Source organism: Caballeronia sp. A2-2 (genome assembly GCF_057612605.2).
In genome coordinates this window covers 867,354-883,887 of sequence record NZ_CM172587.1, presented here as the reverse complement: position 1 = coordinate 883,887, position 16,534 = coordinate 867,354, and the positions used below count along the sequence as shown (strand labels likewise).

The window sequence follows — 16,534 nt, the reverse complement described above, 5'->3', positions numbered from 1 at the left end:
TGCGCGCGCGCCGGCATTACATCGGCGGCTCGGTGGGCCGGGGCGCTGGCGCGACCGATGCCGGCGCGCTCATCGCAGGGGCCACGACGCCCATCGAGACGATGTACTTCAGTGCGGCGTCGACGGTCATATCCAGTTCGACGACTTCGCTTTTCGGCATCATCAGGAAGAAGCCCGAGGTGGGATTCGGCGTGGTCGGCACGTAGACGCTCACGTGATCGCCTTCCAGATGATTGAGCACGTCGCCGCCCGGAATGCCCGTGAGGAATCCGATGGTGTACGAGCCCTTGCGGGGATATTCGATCAATAGCGCTTTTCGGAACGCATTGCCGCTCGAAGACAGCAACGTGTCCGACACCTGTTTCACGCTGGTGTACAGCGGGCCGACCACCGGAATGTGCCGAAGAATGGCGTCCCACCATCCCACCAGTTTCTGGCCGACGAAATTCTGCGTCAGCAAACCGACGACGAAAATGAACGCCACCGTGAGCAGCGCGCCCAGCCCCGGCAAGTGGAACCCGAACACGCGCTCCGGTTGCCACGATTCGGGCAGCAGGAGCAGCGTCTGGTCCATGGTGCCGATCACGAGACCCAACACCCACAGCGTGATGGCGAGCGGCACCAGCACCAGAAGGCCGGTCAGGAATACGGATTTCAGCGTAGTCTTTTTCGTCGTCACGTTGTTGTCGCTACGGTCCTGGCTGGAAGGCCGCGCCGTGTCTCACGTGTCTCGGGAGAACGGTTCGGCGGGTTGAACGCGGCCGCGTTCAGGCGGCCGTGGCGCGCGGTCGGGCAAAGCCACCGCGGGCAGAATGGTGTCAGGCTGCGCCTGCGCCGCTGGCCGGTTTCGAATCGGAGGACGACGAAGCGCCATCGCTCGATTTCGCGCTGGTCGAGCTATCCGAGCCATTCGAACTGTCGGAGGATGCGCCATCGGCCTTGGCCGGCGCGGACTCCGATTTCTCTGCCTTGTCGCCGGACGCAGCGCCGTTGCTCTTTCCGCCGTTGTTTCCGCTGCGGAAATCGGTGACATACCAGCCGGAGCCTTTCAACTGGAAGCCCGCAGCCGTCACCTGCTTGGAAAAGGTGTCCTTCCCGCACTCGGGACATTGCGTGAGCGGTGCATCGCTCAATTTGCGGAGCACGTCTTTTTCGTGGCCGCAGGATTCGCAGCGGTACGCGTAAATCGGCATGGCACAGTTCCTACAATTATCTGTCGACGCTTGCAAAGCCTTGAATTATAGCCGCAAACCATTTTTGACCCGCGATTTTCGGGGCGTTTCCGATTGTCAGCGGTGTCATTAAATGAGACCGCAGGCCGCTATTTTCAAGCGTGTTTTTTAACGCCGACGCCACGTGAGCCAGCGCTCGCGTCCGGCGAAAACGGGAATCGAGCCGGTGACTTCGTGTTCGTCGGCCAGATCGAAGTACGGATTCAGCAGCGCATCCAGTTCCGCGCGGTCGATGCCGAATGGCGGCCCTTTCAGCGTCGCGCCGAGAAAGTAGAAGCCCGCGAGCAGCGCGCCCGGTGCAAGCAACGCGGCCATGCGCGCGGCGTAATCGCGCCAGCGGTCTTTCGGAAGTGCGCACAGGAAGGCGCGTTCGTAGATCCAGTCGGGCGCGAACGGCGGCTCGTAGGCAAAGAAATCCGCTTCTTCGACGAAATCCGCCCGCGCGCCCAATTGCGCGCGTGCCGCCGCGACGGCGCTCGGCGAAAAATCGATCGCGCGAACGGGCCACGCGCGGTCGGCGAGATACGCGACTTCGTAAGCGTTACCGCAGCCGGGAATCAGCACGTTTTGGCGTGGCCAGCCATCGACGAAGGCGCGGAAGGCATCGGGAACGCCCGCCTGATCCCACGGCGTGAAGTTCTGGTCGAAGCGTTCGTCCCAGAAACCGGGCGAATTGGGATCACGGCTTTCGAAGGACGGCGTGTTCATGAAATGCGCTCCTTACGGATGACCGAACCACACCTGCGCGATGAAAACGACCGCGCCCGCCAGCGCGACCACGCCGAACCCAAGCAGCGTGATAAGCAGACGATTCGTGCGCTTTTGCTCGGAAATAAGCTGACGCATGAGTTCGTCGTTGCCGCCGGAAGGCTGGTCGTGCTTCTGCGCGAGAATCGAATGAATCAGACGCGGCAACTGCGGAATGGTCTTGCTCCATTGCGGCGCTTCCAGTTGCAGGCGTTCGTACCAACCGCGCCAGCCGATCTGCTCGTTCATCCAACGTTCGAGATACGGCTTGGCCGTTTTCCACAAATCGAGGTCCGGGTCCAGCGAACGGCCGAGTCCCTCGACATTGAGCATCGTCTTTTGCAGAAGTACGAGTTGCGGCTGGATTTCCACGTTGAAGCGGCGCGACGTGGAGAAAAGCCGCATCAACACCTGACCGAGCGAAATGTCCTTCAGCGCGCGATCGAAGTACGGTTCGCACACCGCGCGGATGGCGCTTTCCAGTTCCTCGACGCGCGTGGTCGGCGGCACCCATCCCGACTCCAGATGCAGCGTGGCGACGCGGTGATAATCGCGCTTGAAGAACGCGAGAAAGTTCTGCGCGAGATAGTTCTTGTCGAAGTCCGACAGCGCCCCGACGATCCCGAAATCCAGCGCGATATACCGCCCGAACGTGGCTTCGGCGAGACTCACCTGAATGTTGCCGGGGTGCATGTCCGCGTGGAAAAAGCCATCGCGAAACACCTGCGTGAAGAAGATTTCGACGCCTTCGCGCGCCAGCTTCGGAATATCGACGCCCGCCGCGCGCAGCGTTTCGACCTGACTGATCGGCACGCCGACCATGCGCTCCATCGTCAGCACGGTGGGCGCGGAAAGATCCCAGTACATTTCCGGCACGAGCAGCAGATCGAGGCCCTGAAAGTTGCGCCGAAGCTGACTGCCATTGGCGGCCTCGCGCATCAAATCCAGTTCGTCGTGCAGATATTTGTCGAACTCCGCGACGACTTCGCGCGGTTTCAGACGACGGCCATCCGGCCACAGACGTTCGGCCCATGTCGCGACATCGCGCAAGAGCGCGAGATCGGAATCGATCACCGGCAGCATGTTCGGGCGCAGCACCTTCACGGCAACCGCGTGGCCCGCGTGCTCGCCATGTCGAATCTTCCCGAAATGCACCTGCGCGATGGACGCGCTCGCCACCGGCACACGCTCGAACTCATCGAATAGCTCGTCAATCGGTGCGCCGAGCGCCTTTTCGATGATCCCGACCGCCACTTCCGAATCGAACGGCGGCACGCGATCCTGCAGCTTGGCGAGTTCATCGGCGATATCGACCGGCAGCAAATCGCGACGCGTCGAGAGCACTTGCCCGAACTTCACGAAAATCGGCCCGAGGCTTTCCAGCGCGAGCCGCAGCCGAATGCCGCGCTCGATGTCGAACTTGCGGCCGAACGTCGTGATGCGCATGAGATAGCGCACCCGGCGATCGTTGATGCCGCTCATCACCAGTTCGTCGAGGCCGAAGCGGACGATGGTGAAGAAAATCTTGAGGAAACGCAGAAAACGCATGTCGGAGATCGCTTCAGTTCGTTATTCGCGCGAGTCGCGCCTGGACTCGCCGCCGGGCCGCGCTGAAGCATCGCGGTCCGGGTGTCGTTGTTCGATCCGTTCGATGCGCTTCTCCACGCGCGCCAGCGCATCGCGCGCTTTCGACAGCTCCGCGTTGAAACCGTCGAGCGCGCTTCGGCGCACGAGTTGCGGGTTTTCATCGAGCAGATATTCGGCGACCGAATCCAGCAGATTGCGACCGGTGCGCTGCGCCTGTTCCTGAAGCGCGCGCGCGATGCGTCCCACGCGATGCGCGGGCGCGTCGCCGATCACGCGCGCGAGGTCTTCTTCCGGGTCCCAGCGCAGATGTTCGGCCAGCTTGGCGAGCGTCGTGGCGAACTCCGCATCGCCTTCGATGCGCACGTGCTTCATCACGCCCGCCTGCCCGCCTTGCAGGAACGCGGGCACGGCCTCCAGCGGCACGGCGATGGTGACATCGAAGCGCGCCGCCTCGGCCTCGCTCGTCGCGATGAGCAAGCCGTCCGCCTGCACCATCAATGCGAGTTGAACCGGCCCGCATGAGAGCTTCACGCACTTGCCAGCGTACGGCTTGAGGCGCTCGCGGGCCCACGGTTCGCGCGCAAGCAGATGATTCACTGCTGCCGCGAACGCACCGGAGGCGGTCTTCATGGCGGGATTTGCAACGGGACGGGCGGATTCGTCTGCTGTGGTCATCGGCTGTGAGATGAAAAAACCCGCGCGAGCGGTAACTCGCGCGGGTTCTATTCTACGAGGTAAATCCGCGCGAGTCGGGTCCCTCGCGGATTTCCCGGGACATCGGGTTCAACTGACTTGCTGGATGCCGGCGAGCAGCCAGCCTTCGTTGCCCGTCTTCTGCTTCGACAGATTCCAGACCTCGACGAACGGTTCCGCCGCCGACCCTTCCGATTCGCGGATCAGGCCGTGAAAGCGCACGCTTGCCAGGTATTCCGTCGAACGATCTTCCACGCCGAGGACATCGGCGTTGAGTTGCACGACATCCGTGCGATTCGGCACGCTGCCGCGTGCATCGACATCGAGCTTCACTTCCGCGAACATCTCGGGCGTGGTGAATTCGCGGATGTCGTTGACGTTGCCGCGATCCCACGCATCCTGCAGACGAATGAAGTACACCTTCGCGTTGCGCACGAAGGCTTCGGTATCGAAACCGGACGGCACGTTCGCCGCGACTTGCTGCGCCGGGGAATCGATCACGTTCGCGCCGAAACCGCTCGGCTGCGCCACGCGCGGCGCTTGCGGCTGATCGAAGCCAGTGCGCCCATACGGCGATGCACCGCCCGCACCCGCGTAAGCCGGACCGTTACCGTTCTGCGCCTGACGACGGCGCATGATGAAGCGGAACAGCATGACGGCGGCCATCACGATCAACGCGATCATGATCATGTTCGCCATGGCACCGGCGAAAGCCTCACCCATGCCGAAGTGCGACAGCAGCGCCGCGATACCCAGGCCCGCCGCGAGACCAGCGATCGGCCCGAGCCAGCGATTACGCGCCGGCTGCGCCGCGGGCGTGGCCGGTGTCGCAGGCGCGCGTTGAGCCTGCGCTGCACCGTTCTGCTGGAACGATTGCGAAGGCGGCGTCGCCTGATGCTGCTGCGTGGCCGTGGCCGACTGTCGGCCCATGCTGCGGCCACCGCCCATGCGACGGGCTTCCGCCGTTTCGGAGAAGATCGCGCCGGCAGCGATGACGCCCACCAGCGCCAGAATTCCGGCCTTCCTGACTATCGAACTCAGGAAACCCCGGGGTTGGGGAGTGCGCGAATCAGACATTTCGAATCCTTAATAGAGTGGAACATCAGAATTTCGTCCCGACGTGTAACGCTACCACGCCACCTGACAAATTGTAATATTCGACTCGATCCAAGCCCGCTTGTTCCATCATTGTTTTCAAAGTTTCCTGGTCGGGATGCATGCGGATGGATTCCGCCAGATAGCGATAGCTCTCGGCATCCTTGGCGACCTTTTCGCCAAGCCACGGCAAAATCTTGAAACTGTAGATATCGTACGGCTTTTTAAGCGGTTCCCACACTTTCGAGAATTCCAGCACGAGCAAGCGGCCGCCCGGCTTGAGCACGCGGCACATTTCCGCCAGCGCGCGGTCCTTATGAGTCATGTTACGTAGACCGAAGGCAACCGTAACCACATTGAAATAATTGTTCGGGAAGGGAATCTTCTCGGCATCGCAGAGGAGCGCGGGGGTCATCACGCCTTTGTCGATCAGCCGGTCGCGGCCCACGCGCAACATCGATTCGTTGATGTCCGTATGCCAGACTTCGCCGCCCTCGCCCGCTTGCTTGGCGAACGCCATCGCCAGATCGCCGGTGCCGCCCGCGAGATCGAGCACCTTGTCGCCCGGCCGCACGCGCGCCTGTCCGATCGTGAAATGCTTCCAGATCCGATGCAGTCCGCCGGACATGAGGTCGTTCATCAAGTCGTAATTGCTTGCGACGGAGTGGAACACGCCCGCCACTTTCTTCGCCTTGTCCTGCTCGTCGACCGTTTCGTATCCGAAGTGGGTCTTGCTCATCGCGATCGTTCCTCGCCTGTTGTTCGTTCTTGGGTTTGTTCTTTGTCTGCGCAATCGCCGCGCCGGGATGCGGCCTTATGCCGCAGCGATATGCTTCAGTGCCGATGACCGCCGGAAGCCTTCGCCGCCATCGGCGTGTCGCGATCGATGCCCGCCGCTTCCAGCTTCGCGAAATACTCGCGCCAGAGATCGTCCTGACGCGTCGCCAGCCGATGCAGGATGTCCCACGAATAGATGCCCGTATTGTGACCGTCCGAAAAGTTCAGTTGCAGCGCGTAATGCCCGACCGGCTCGATGCCCGTGATCGTCACCTCGCGTTTCCCCGTCTGAAGCGTTTCCTGTCCCGGCCCATGACCCTGCACTTCGGCGGAGGGCGAATAGACGCGCAGCAGTTCGAACGCCACGCGATACGACTCGCCGTCCGCGTATTGCAGTTCCAGCACGCGCGACCGGGAATGCAGAACGACGCCGGTGGGAATCGGCGTCGTCGATGTAAGTCCGCTCATGATGATCCGTGGTTATTGATGGCCGAACGTCTGGTTCAGCTCGTGGCGCAACTGCTCGCGCAGCAGCGTGGCCTGCGCGCGGCGTCGGGAGAGTTGCACTTCGGAGACCGTGCGCTGTCGCGGCGCCCAGATCGGCAGAGGAAAGCGCGAGTCGTTCGAAAAGCGCGGAATGACGTGCCAATGCACGTGCGGCACCTGATTGCCGAGGCTCGCCAGATTGATCTTCTCCGGCACGAGCACGCGGCGCATGACGCGTTCGACGCCGTTGACCGCGGTCATCACGCGGGCGCGGTCCGCATCGGGCAAATCGGACATTTCGGCGACGTGCCGGTTCCAGATCACCCGGCACAGGCCCGGCCAATCCGATTCATCGGCGAGGACGACGCGCAGGGCGTCGTCCGACCACAGCACATCACCGCCGTCTTCACGGCAAAACACACAGTCCATCTCGACCTCGGGCGAATCCAAACGCGATATCGCTATTACACCAGCACGCGCTCGATACCGCCATTGTTCGCGCGTTCGACGTATTGCTCCATCCAGTTCTCGCCGAGCACCTTGCGCGCGATTTCCACGACGATATAGTCCGCCTCGATGTTGGCGTCCTCGTTGTAGCGCGACAGACCTTGCAGGCACGACGGGCAGCTTGTGAGGATTTTGACGTCCGTGCCCGCTTCCCCGTTCGGCTGCGGCCCGTCACCCGCCTTCAACACCGAACCCGGCTGCGCGCCCGCCGCACCCGCCGACGCGTTCGCGATGTTGATCGCGTTCGCACCCGCTTCCGCGACCAGCGGAATGCCGCGCAACTTCGCCGCGCCCTTGCGAATCTCCTCTTCCTTGCGGAAGCGCACCTGCGTGGAGACGTCCGGACGCGTCACCGCGAGCGTGCCCGATTCGCCGCAGCAGCGATCGTTCTTCTCGATCTTGTAGCCGTCGTTCTTCGAGCCCATCAATTCGTTGACGAGCTTGACCGGGTCCATCGTCTTGATCGGCGAATGGCAAGGGTCGTGATACATGTAGCGCGTGCCGGTCACGCCATCGAGCCGAATATTCTTTTCCAGCAAGAACTCGTGAATGTCGATGATTCGGCAGCCGGGGAAGATCTTCTCGAATTCATACCCTGCAAGCTGGTCGTAACACGTCCCGCACGACACGACCACGGTCTTGATGTCGAGATAGTTCAGCGTATTCGCCACGCGATGGAACAGCACGCGGTTGTCGGTGACAATCTTCTCGGCTTTGTCGAACTGACCCGAGCCGCGTTGCGGATAGCCGCAGCACAGGTAACCCGGCGGCAGCACGGTCTGCACGCCCGCTTCCCACAACATGGCCTGCGTCGCCAGCCCGACCTGCGAGAACAGACGCTCCGACCCGCAGCCGGGGAAATAAAACACCGCTTCCGAATCCACCGAAGTCGTCTTCGGATTGCGAATGATCGGGACAATCTTGTTGTCCTCGATATCCAGCAGCGCGCGCGCCGTTTTCTTCGGCAGATTGCCCGGCATCTTCTTGTTCATGAAGTGGATCACCTGCGTGACCACCGGCGGCTTGCCGACGGTCGCGGGCGGTTTCGCCGTCTGCTTCTTCGCGAATTTCTTCAGGACATCATTGCCGAAGCGCTGCGCCTTGTAGCCGACGCCCATCATCGCGGTGCGCGCGAGGTTGATGGTCTGCGGATTCGTCGCGTTCAGGAAGAACATGCCCGCCGCGTTGCCCGCGTTGAACTTCTTCTTGCCCATCTTGCGCAGCAGGTTGCGCATGTTCATCGTGACATCGCCGAAATCGATCTTCACCGGGCACGGCGTCACGCACTTGTGACAGACGGTGCAGTGATCGGCGACATCGTTAAATTCGTCCCAATGCTTGATGGACACGCCACGGCGCGTTTGTTCTTCGTACAGGAACGCTTCGACCAGCAGCGAAGTCGCGAGAATCTTGTTACGCGGGCTGTAAAGCAGGTTCGCGCGCGGCACGTGCGTGGCGCACACCGGCTTGCACTTGCCGCAGCGCAGACAGTCCTTGATGGACTCGGAAATCGCGCCGATATCCGACTGCTGCATGATGAGCGACTCATAACCCATCAGCCCGAACGACGGCGTGTACGCGTTGCGCAAATCCGCGCCTTCGAACAGCTTGCCCGCGTTGAAACGGCCTTTCGGATCGACGCGCTGCTTGTACGCACGGAAGTCGCCGATTTCTTCATCGGTGAGAAATTCGAGCTTGGTGATGCCGATGCCATGTTCACCCGAGATCACGCCATCCAGCGAACGCGCGAGCTTCATGATGCGCGCCACCGCGTGATGCGCGTCCTGCAACATCTCGTAGTTGTCGGAATTGACCGGGATGTTGGTATGCACGTTGCCATCGCCCGCGTGCATGTGCAGCGCGACGAACACGCGCCCGCGCAACACCTTCTTGTGGATGGCCTGCGCCTCGTCGAGGATCGGCTTGAATTCGCCGCCGTTGAAAATCTGCCGCAATTCCGCGCGAATCTCCTGCTTCCACGAAATGCGCACCGTGCGATCCTGCGCGACGTGAAACACGGTCGCATCCGGCTGCACATCGACACGATCCGCGAACTTTTCCGCCAGCGCTTCGTAGCCGAGCGTGACCAGATAGTGCTGCGCCTCGCGCAAGGACATATCGAGCTTGTCGCCGACAAACGTCCAGCGTTCGCGCACGCGCTTGAGCAGATCGAGCGCCTGCGTCACGCGGTCTTCGAGCAGTTCCGCGCTGGGAATTTCGTTCGCGTCGTCGGTCTTGCCGAGCGGCAGCTTGCCGTTGCGGAAGAACGTTTCGAGCGCATCGACCAGTTGCAGCTTGTTCTTGATCGACAGTTCGATGTTGATCCGCTCGATGCCGTCCGTGTACTCGCCCATGCGATTGAGCGGGATCACCACGTCTTCGTTGATCTTGAACGCGTTCGTGTGCTTCGCGATGGCCGCCGTGCGCGAGCGATCGAGCCAGAAACGCTTGCGCGCCTCCGCGTTCACCGCGACGAAGCCTTCGCCGCTCTTGCCGTTCGCCATGCGCACGACTTCGGAGGTGGCTTGCGCGACGGCATCCGCATCGTCGCCGACGATATCGCCGATCAGCACCATCTTCGGAAACGCGTTGCGCTTGCTCTTGGTCGCGTAGCCGACCGCGCGCAGATAGCGTTCGTCGAGATGTTCGAGACCGGCGAGAATCGCGCCGCCCTGCTTCGATGTCTCGAACAAATAATCCTTGATCTCCACGATGCTCGGAATCGCATCGCGCGCCTGACCGAAGAATTCGAGGCAGACGGTGCGCGTATGCGCAGGCATCTTGTGCAGAATCCAGCGCGCGGACGTGATGAGCCCATCGCAGCCTTCCTTCTGCACGCCCGGCAGACCGGCCAGGAATTTATCGGTGACGTCCTTGCCCAGCCCTTCCTTGCGGAACGTGCGGCCCGCGATATCGAGGTTCTCGCTGCGCAGGAGCTTTTCGCCCGGCGCGCGATTGCCGTCGAACCAGTCGAGGCGGAAGCGCGCGACTTCGACATCGTGAATCTTTCCGCAGTTGTGATCCAGACGCGTGACTTCGAGCCAGTTGCCTTCCGGATCGACCATGCGCCACCACGCGAGGTTGTCCAGCGCCGTGCCCCACAGCACCGCTTTCTTGCCGCCCGCGTTCATGGCGACATTGCCGCCGACGCAGGATGCATCGAGCGAAGTGGGATCGACGGCGAACACGAAGCCCGCCTGCTCCGCCGCTTCCGTCACGCGCCGCGTGACCACGCCCGCGCCGGAGAAAATCGTCGCGACCTTGCGATCGACGCCCGGCAGGTCCGTCATCTCGACCGGCCCGAGTTGTTCGAGCTTTTCCGTGTTGATGACCGCGGAAAACGGCGTGAGCGGAATGGCGCCGCCGGTGTAGCCGGTGCCGCCGCCGCGCGGAATCACGGTCAGACCGAGTTCGAAACACGCCTTGATGAGCCCGGCGATCTCGGCTTCCGTATCCGGCGTCAGCACGACGAACGGATATTCCACGCGCCAGTCGGTTGCATCCGTCACGTGCGCGACGCGCGAAAGCCCGTCGAACTTGATGTTGTCCTTCTGCGTTTCCTTGCCCAGCACGCGCGAGGCGCGGCGGCGCAACTCGGCCATGCGCGCGAATTCGGCCGAGAAATCGTCCACCGCGATACGCGCCCGCGCCACCAGCAGTTGCACGCGCGCCGCGCGCTCAGCGCTGCCGGCTTCGTCGCTGTGTTCGGAGAGATCGGCGTGACGGCGCTTCTCGATTTCCGCGAGCCGGTGATTCAGCGCTTCGACCAGCATTGCGCGGCGCTTCGGGTTGTCGAGCAGATCGTCCTGCAAGTACGGATTGCGGCGCACGACCCAGATATCGCCGAGCACTTCGTACAGCATGCGCGCCGAACGGCCAGTGCGACGCTCGGTGCGAAGTTCGTCGAGCGCGGCCCAGGCTTCGTCGCCGAGCAGGCGCATGACGATTTCGCGGTCGGAAAACGACGTGTAGTTATAGGGAATCTCGCGGAGCCGCGGCTCCGTATCGAGCGCCAAGGCGGCGTGAGCGCCGTTCGGATCGAAGGCTTGAGGTGCGTTCATGTTCGACGGTTCGGTAGGCCGGAGCGAACGCTGATATCAGCGGAAACGCCGGCTGAGCGCGTGGGGGCGCAAATTTTCGAGTGAGACTTGTCTTGGCGAAGGCCGCCGGATCGCCCGTTCATGTTCGTGACGATGAGGCGAATCTCGTTCACGGCGCCTTCGATGTGCCCTGGATCAGCGCCACGATCGCGCATGGCGAGCATGCCGCTCGGCTGCGGGGTGCGCCGCGCGGGAGCCATGCGTCAGTAAACCGATCCGAAGCTGCCGATGCATCTGCCGATCCTGATTGCTGATTTGTAAAAGGAAATTCTAACTCATCGCAACAAGACTCGTTCGCGGCTGCTAGCAGCGAGAAGGGGCATTTGCGCGACAATTTTCGACGCCGATCAGCGATTTTGCGCACAGTTTGGCGTCCGTCCGGTCGGTTGAAAGCGGCGAGCTCCCGGAAGCACGCGACATTGGCGCTATCATTGATGCTTTCGCTCTCAAAAAAGTGGCGCGCAGCCGGCCTGCGTGACGATTCCTCGCATGACACATCCCGATTACCTGAAGAAAGTGCTCACCGCGCGCGTCTATGACGTGGCCCGCGAAAGCGAACTGGAGCACGCGCGCAATCTGTCCGCGCGCCTGCACAACGCGTTCTATCTGAAGCGCGAGGACAACCAGCCGGTGTTCTCGTTCAAGATTCGCGGCGCGTATAACAAGATGGCGCAGCTTCCGGCGGATGTGCTGGCGCGCGGCGTCATCACGGCGTCGGCGGGGAATCATGCGCAGGGCGTGGCGCTGTCGGCGGCGCGGCTTGGTTGCCGCGCGGTCATCGCGGTGCCGACGACCACGCCGCAAGTGAAGATCGATGCCATCCGCACGCACGGCGGTCCGACCGTCGAAGTGGTGCTCGCGGGCGAATCGTACAGCGATGCCTATGCGCGCGCCGTCCAGCTTCAGGAAGAACGCGGCCTGACCTTCGTGCATCCGTTCGACGATCCCGACGTGATCGCCGGTCAGGGCACCGTCGCGATGGAAATTTTGCGTCAGCATCAAGGCCCGATTCACGCGATCTTCGTGCCGATCGGCGGCGGCGGACTCGCGGCGGGCGTCGCGGCTTACGTGAAAGCGGTGCGTCCCGAGATCAAGGTGATCGGCGTGCAGACCGAGGATTCCTGCGCGATGGCGCAATCCATCAAGGCAGGCGAACGCATCACTTTGAACGAAGTCGGTTTGTTCTCGGATGGCACGGCGGTCAAGCTCGTCGGCGAGGAAACCTTCCGCCTGTGCCGCGAATTGCTCGATGACGTGCTCACCGTGGACACCGACGCGCTCTGCGCCGCCATCAAGGACGTGTTCCAAGACACGCGCTCGCTGCTCGAACCGGCGGGTTCGCTCGCGGTGGCGGGTGCGAAGCTGTATGCGGAACGCGAGGGCATCGAGGGTAAAACGCTGATCGCGGTGACTTCGGGCGCGAACATGAACTTCGACCGCATGCGCTTCGTCGCGGAGCGCGCGGAAGTGGGCGAGGCGCGCGAGGCCGTGTTCGCCGTGACCATTCCCGAGGAGCGCGGCAGCTTCCGGCGCTTCTGCGAACTCGTCGGCACTCGCAGCGTGACCGAGTTCAATTACCGGATCGCCGACGAACGCGCCGCGCATATCTTCGTCGGCGTGCAGATCAAGTCGCGCAAGGAAACCGCGCAGATGATGTCGTCGTTCATCGAGCATGGTTTCGCGACGGTCGATCTCTCGCACGATGAACTGTCGAAGCAACATATCCGCTACATGGTCGGCGGTCATTCGCCGCTCGCCCGCGATGAGCGCCTGCTGCGTTTCGAATTCCCCGAACGTCCCGGCGCGCTCATGAAGTTCCTCTCCTCGATGGCGCCGGACTGGAACATCAGCCTGTTCCATTACCGGAATCAGGGCGCGGATACCAGTTCGATTCTCGTCGGCATTCAGGTGCCGCAGTCGGACAACGCGGAGTTCGAGCGCTTCTTGGCGACGCTCGGTTATCCGTGGTGGGACGAGCAGACCAATCCGGTCTACAAGCTCTTTCTCGCGTAGGTTCGGGCCATGCCGAAGTTCACGCTCGAAGACAAACTCGTCGTGGCGATTTCATCGCGCGCGCTGTTCGATTTCGAGGAAGAGAACCACGTTTTCGAGGCGGGCGATCTCGCGCGCTACGAGGCCTTGCAGCGCTCGCGGCTGGAGACGCCCGCGAAACCCGGCGTCGCGTTCGGGCTGATTCGCAAGCTGCTCGCGCTGAATGCGGGCGAGCAGCGCGTGGAGGTCGTGATCCTTTCGCGCAGTGATCCCATAAGCGGTTTGCGCGCGTTTCATTCGTGCCGCGAACATGGTTTGGCGATCGAGCGTGGCGTGTTCACGCGTGGCCGTTCGCCGTTCGCGTATCTGAAGCCGTTGAACGCGTCGCTGTTTCTCTCGGCCAATCCGGACGATGTACGCAACGCACTCGACGCAGGCTTTCCCGCCGCACGCGTGCTGACCGACACGACGCCCCGCGCCGCGACCCGTTACGCCGATGAAATCCGCATCGCCTTCGATGGCGACGCCGTGCTGTTCTCCGACGAAGCCGAACGCGTGTTCCAAAGCGATGGTCTGAGCGCGTTCGTCGATCACGAAACCGGCAAGCGCGCCTCGCCGTTACCGGGCGGCCCGCTCAAACCGTTGCTGGCCGCGCTCAACAAGCTGCAACGCATTGCGGGCGATCACGACGATCAGCCGATGCATATCCGCACCGCGCTCGTGACCGCGCGTTCCGCGCCCGCGCACGAACGCGCGATCCGCACGCTGATGGCGTGGGACATCGAAATCGACGAAGCGATGTTCCTAGGCGGCCTGGACAAGGGCGAATTCCTGCGCGAATTCGAGCCCGACTTTTTCTTCGACGATCAAATTCGCCACTGTGAATCCGCGCGCGGCATCAGCCCGATCGGACACGTTCTCAGCGGCATAGCGAACGCATCATGACACCCGAACAATCTCCGCTCGGCAAGGCCGTCAACTACACCGAACAGTACGATGCCTCGTTGCTGTTTCCCATCGACCGAAAGCGCGGACGCGACGAGATCGGCGTTCCCGCGCGGCTGCCGTTCTTCGGCACGGATATCTGGAATGCTTACGAATTGTCGTGGCTGAACATGCGCGGCAAGCCGCAGATCGCGGTGGCGACGTTCTTCGTGCCGGCGGAATCGGCGAATATCGTCGAATCGAAGTCGTTCAAGCTGTATCTCGGCTCGTTCGCGCAGACGCGTTTCGATTCCATCGACGATGTGCGTGCTGCGATCAAGCGCGATGTGTCGGCTATTTGTGGCGCGACGGTTTCGGTGCAGCTTGCGGCGCCTGCTGATTTTGCGAAGTTGCAGATGGAAGAGTTCGATGGCTTGTCGCTCGATCGGCTCGATCTGGAGTGCGAGGTATTTTCGCCGGATGCGTCGTTGCTCACGGCCGCGCATGATGAAGTGCCGGTCGATGAGACCTTGTATTCGAACTTGCTGAAATCGAATTGCCCGGTGACGGGACAGCCGGATTGGGGCAGCGTGCAGATTCGTTATTACGGCGGCCAGATCGATCACGCAGGGCTGCTGCGGTATATCGTTTCGTTCCGCGAACATACGGGGTTTCATGAGCAATGCGTGGAGCGCATTTTCATGGACATCATGCGGGAATGTAAGCCCGAGCGGCTGGCGGTTTATGCGCGGTATACGCGGCGTGGCGGGCTGGATATCAATCCGTTTCGGACGAATTTCAATTTGCCGATGCCGGATAATGCAAGGTTGGCGCGGCAGTAAAGCGCGAAGCAACGTTGCATCGTCTATTGGCGCTACATAGACCCTTTTTGCCGGACAAGCAAACCAACATAAGGCCCGAGGTAAATCGGAATGATCCGATTTACCTCGGGCTTTTTTATGACGGTCTGTTTCTCAAAATCATTTAGTAAACCGTATAATCTCGCCCGAGCCCGCTATCTCAATAGCGATAACAAAACGACATGAAAAAAAACGTCGCAATTGGACACTCAATCGATAGAAGCTCTGTGGGAGAGCCTCACTTCAAACGTTCTGTCGGAGTACCTGTCTCCGGCACAAGCGTACCCTTGGATCATTGGCTTTTCGGGCGGAAAGGATTCCACATTAGTGGCTCATCTCGTCTTCGAAGCGCTGCTGCGGATACCGCCATCGCAAAGGACGCGCAAGGTACACATCGTGTCCAACGATACGATGGTGGAGAGCCCTTTTGTGATGACCCATCTCGATTGCGTGACGTCACGCATCGAACATGCTGCAACGAACTTGGGCTTACCAATTACCGTTGCTAGAACGCAGCCAGTACTCGAAAAGCGATTCTGGAGTCTGCTTATCGGGAAAGGCTACCCGAGCCCCAACCAAACGATGCGATGGTGCACCGATCGGCTGAAGATACTGCCAACGAGCACCTACATTAAAAACAACGTCTCCGAGTTCGGCGCGGCCATCGTTGTGTTGGGAGTGCGGCGCCAAGAAAGCAGCAGCCGGCGCAGAGTCGTGGATGCCTACAAGAACGATGCGAACTCACGCCTGCATGAACACAGCGAGTTGACAGGCGCTTTCATCTATCGCCCCATCGTCGATCTTTCCACGGACGAAGTTTGGGAAGCACTGGGGTCATTCGACGCACCGTGGGGCGGTTCGCACGCCGACCTGTTCAAGCTCTACAGAGACGCAGAAGGTGGCGAATGTCCTGTCGTACTGAGCAGCGACGAGGCACCCGGATGCGGCACGTCCAACAGTAGATTCGGCTGCTGGACGTGCACGGTCGTCGAGAAGGATCGTAGCCTTCAAGGCTACATCGACTCTGGCAACACCCAATATGTGCCGCTTGTTCAGTTTCGCGATTGGCTTAGATCAATAAGAAACGATCCGGCACGAAGACAAGTTCTTCGCCGAAACGGAAAGCTGACGTTCAGTGTCGATGGCAAGCACATTCCCGGGCCTTTCACCATCAAGGCTCGGATGGAAATTCTGGAGCGTCTTCTCGCTACGCAAGAGGAGTTCGGTGCCACGCTGATCTCGGCCGACGAGATCGATCTCATTCATCGAACGTGGGCTGAGGAACTGCAACAACAACGAGGAGTAACAGATGGAAATTAGTTCGGTTGAGCGGTACTTGACTGACCTTCCCCTATGGGCTGACGAAGACGCCAGACAGATTCTTCTCGATGTCGGTCGCGAGTATGGCATCGACATTGATGTCATTACTGAACTGGTCGTACTGCAACGGGAACGGCAGACTCAAGAGCGCGCACATGGCATCAACGCGCGGATCAAGGAAATTCTTGAGCGTGTTGACGACATCTGAGTGAAA

15 protein-coding genes are annotated in these 16,534 nt (G+C 61.3%); 5 read left to right on the top strand and 10 right to left on the bottom strand.

Annotated features, from left to right (window positions below):
- Positions 1–16 precede the first annotated feature (16 nt).
- The 10 genes from ACZCWR_RS04245 to ACZCWR_RS04200 form a co-directional block, all read right to left on the bottom strand.
- A complete protein-coding gene (locus ACZCWR_RS04245) occupies positions 17–679 on the bottom strand; it encodes a DUF502 domain-containing protein (RefSeq protein ID WP_487302479.1) in 663 nt (220 codons plus the stop codon).
- A 139-nt stretch (positions 680–818) separates the two neighbouring features.
- Positions 819–1,193 carry an FmdB family zinc ribbon protein gene (locus ACZCWR_RS04240; protein ID WP_487302478.1) on the bottom strand — a complete coding sequence of 125 codons (375 nt, stop codon included), beginning with the start codon at positions 1,191–1,193 and terminating at the stop codon, positions 819–821.
- 147 nt (positions 1,194–1,340) lie between these two features.
- Positions 1,341–1,940, bottom strand: coding sequence for a methyltransferase (locus tag ACZCWR_RS04235; RefSeq protein WP_487302477.1), 600 nt, complete (start codon positions 1,938–1,940; stop codon positions 1,341–1,343).
- A gap of 12 nt (positions 1,941–1,952) precedes the next feature.
- A complete protein-coding gene (ubiB, locus tag ACZCWR_RS04230) occupies positions 1,953–3,527 on the bottom strand; it encodes a ubiquinone biosynthesis regulatory protein kinase UbiB (protein WP_487302476.1) in 1,575 nt (524 codons plus the stop codon).
- Between the two features lie 21 nt (positions 3,528–3,548).
- The gene (locus ACZCWR_RS04225) at positions 3,549–4,196 is read right to left on the bottom strand and encodes a ubiquinone biosynthesis accessory factor UbiJ (RefSeq protein ID WP_487302475.1); all 648 of its coding nucleotides are present in this window, start codon (positions 4,194–4,196) and stop codon (positions 3,549–3,551) included.
- 153 nt (positions 4,197–4,349) lie between these two features.
- Complete coding sequence (locus ACZCWR_RS04220; RefSeq protein WP_487302474.1) at positions 4,350–5,336, bottom strand: Tim44 domain-containing protein; 987 nt, start codon at positions 5,334–5,336, stop codon at positions 4,350–4,352.
- A 25-nt stretch (positions 5,337–5,361) separates the two neighbouring features.
- Positions 5,362–6,093 carry a bifunctional demethylmenaquinone methyltransferase/2-methoxy-6-polyprenyl-1,4-benzoquinol methylase UbiE gene (ubiE, locus tag ACZCWR_RS04215; RefSeq protein WP_487302473.1) on the bottom strand — a complete coding sequence of 244 codons (732 nt, stop codon included), beginning with the start codon at positions 6,091–6,093 and terminating at the stop codon, positions 5,362–5,364.
- 95 nt (positions 6,094–6,188) lie between these two features.
- On the bottom strand, positions 6,189–6,599 hold the full coding sequence (locus tag ACZCWR_RS04210) for a gamma-butyrobetaine hydroxylase family protein (RefSeq protein ID WP_487302472.1): 411 nt from the start codon (positions 6,597–6,599) through the stop codon (positions 6,189–6,191).
- A 12-nt stretch (positions 6,600–6,611) separates the two neighbouring features.
- The gene (locus tag ACZCWR_RS04205) at positions 6,612–7,046 is read right to left on the bottom strand and encodes an HIT family protein (RefSeq protein ID WP_487302471.1); all 435 of its coding nucleotides are present in this window, start codon (positions 7,044–7,046) and stop codon (positions 6,612–6,614) included.
- 35 nt (positions 7,047–7,081) lie between these two features.
- Positions 7,082–11,185 carry a DUF3683 domain-containing protein gene (locus tag ACZCWR_RS04200; protein ID WP_487302470.1) on the bottom strand — a complete coding sequence of 1,368 codons (4,104 nt, stop codon included), beginning with the start codon at positions 11,183–11,185 and terminating at the stop codon, positions 7,082–7,084.
- Positions 11,186–11,713: 528 nt separating this feature from the next.
- On the opposite strand from ACZCWR_RS04200, the gene ilvA reads away from it, so the two are divergent.
- The 5 genes from ilvA to ACZCWR_RS04175 all read left to right on the top strand — a co-directional run bounded on the left by ilvA (position 11,714) and on the right by ACZCWR_RS04175 (position 16,528).
- Positions 11,714–13,237: a threonine ammonia-lyase, biosynthetic gene (gene ilvA, locus ACZCWR_RS04195; protein ID WP_487302469.1), complete on the top strand. Its 1,524-nt coding sequence runs from the start codon at positions 11,714–11,716 to the stop codon at positions 13,235–13,237.
- Between the two features lie 9 nt (positions 13,238–13,246).
- On the top strand, positions 13,247–14,161 hold the full coding sequence (locus tag ACZCWR_RS04190; protein ID WP_487302468.1) for a 5'-nucleotidase: 915 nt from the start codon (positions 13,247–13,249) through the stop codon (positions 14,159–14,161).
- Complete coding sequence (queF, locus tag ACZCWR_RS04185) at positions 14,158–14,982, top strand: NADPH-dependent 7-cyano-7-deazaguanine reductase QueF (protein WP_487302467.1); 825 nt, start codon at positions 14,158–14,160, stop codon at positions 14,980–14,982. The genes ACZCWR_RS04190 and queF overlap by 4 nt, the downstream gene beginning before the upstream one ends.
- Before the next feature lie 219 nt (positions 14,983–15,201).
- Positions 15,202–16,320 carry a DNA phosphorothioation system sulfurtransferase DndC gene (gene dndC / locus ACZCWR_RS04180; RefSeq protein ID WP_487302466.1) on the top strand — a complete coding sequence of 373 codons (1,119 nt, stop codon included), beginning with the start codon at positions 15,202–15,204 and terminating at the stop codon, positions 16,318–16,320.
- Positions 16,310–16,528 carry a DNA modification system-associated small protein gene (locus tag ACZCWR_RS04175; protein ID WP_487302465.1) on the top strand — a complete coding sequence of 73 codons (219 nt, stop codon included), beginning with the start codon at positions 16,310–16,312 and terminating at the stop codon, positions 16,526–16,528. The genes dndC and ACZCWR_RS04175 overlap by 11 nt, the downstream gene beginning before the upstream one ends.
- Positions 16,529–16,534: the final 6 nt, after the last annotated feature.

Bases quoted from the DNA above. Each gene is read 5' to 3' on its own strand.
- ACZCWR_RS04240 (WP_487302478.1), bottom strand. From the start codon at position 1,193: ATGCCGATTTACGCGTACCGCTGCGAATCCTGCGGCCACGAAAAAGAC.
- ACZCWR_RS04235 (WP_487302477.1), bottom strand. From the start codon at position 1,940: ATGAACACGCCGTCCTTCGAAAGCCGTGATCCCAATTCGCCCGGTTTC.
- ubiB (WP_487302476.1), bottom strand. From the start codon at position 3,527: ATGCGTTTTCTGCGTTTCCTCAAGATTTTCTTCACCATCGTCCGCTTC.
- ACZCWR_RS04225 (WP_487302475.1), bottom strand. From the start codon at position 4,196: ATGAAGACCGCCTCCGGTGCGTTCGCGGCAGCAGTGAATCATCTGCTT.
- ACZCWR_RS04220 (WP_487302474.1), bottom strand. From the start codon at position 5,336: ATGTCTGATTCGCGCACTCCCCAACCCCGGGGTTTCCTGAGTTCGATA.
- ubiE (WP_487302473.1), bottom strand. From the start codon at position 6,093: ATGAGCAAGACCCACTTCGGATACGAAACGGTCGACGAGCAGGACAAG.
- ACZCWR_RS04210 (WP_487302472.1), bottom strand. From the start codon at position 6,599: ATGAGCGGACTTACATCGACGACGCCGATTCCCACCGGCGTCGTTCTG.
- ACZCWR_RS04205 (WP_487302471.1), bottom strand. From the start codon at position 7,046: ATGGACTGTGTGTTTTGCCGTGAAGACGGCGGTGATGTGCTGTGGTCG.
- ACZCWR_RS04200 (WP_487302470.1), bottom strand. From the start codon at position 11,185: ATGAACGCACCTCAAGCCTTCGATCCGAACGGCGCTCACGCCGCCTTG.
- ilvA (WP_487302469.1), top strand. From the start codon at position 11,714: ATGACACATCCCGATTACCTGAAGAAAGTGCTCACCGCGCGCGTCTAT.
- ACZCWR_RS04190 (WP_487302468.1), top strand. From the start codon at position 13,247: ATGCCGAAGTTCACGCTCGAAGACAAACTCGTCGTGGCGATTTCATCG.
- queF (WP_487302467.1), top strand. From the start codon at position 14,158: ATGACACCCGAACAATCTCCGCTCGGCAAGGCCGTCAACTACACCGAA.
- ACZCWR_RS04175 (WP_487302465.1), top strand. From the start codon at position 16,310: ATGGAAATTAGTTCGGTTGAGCGGTACTTGACTGACCTTCCCCTATGG.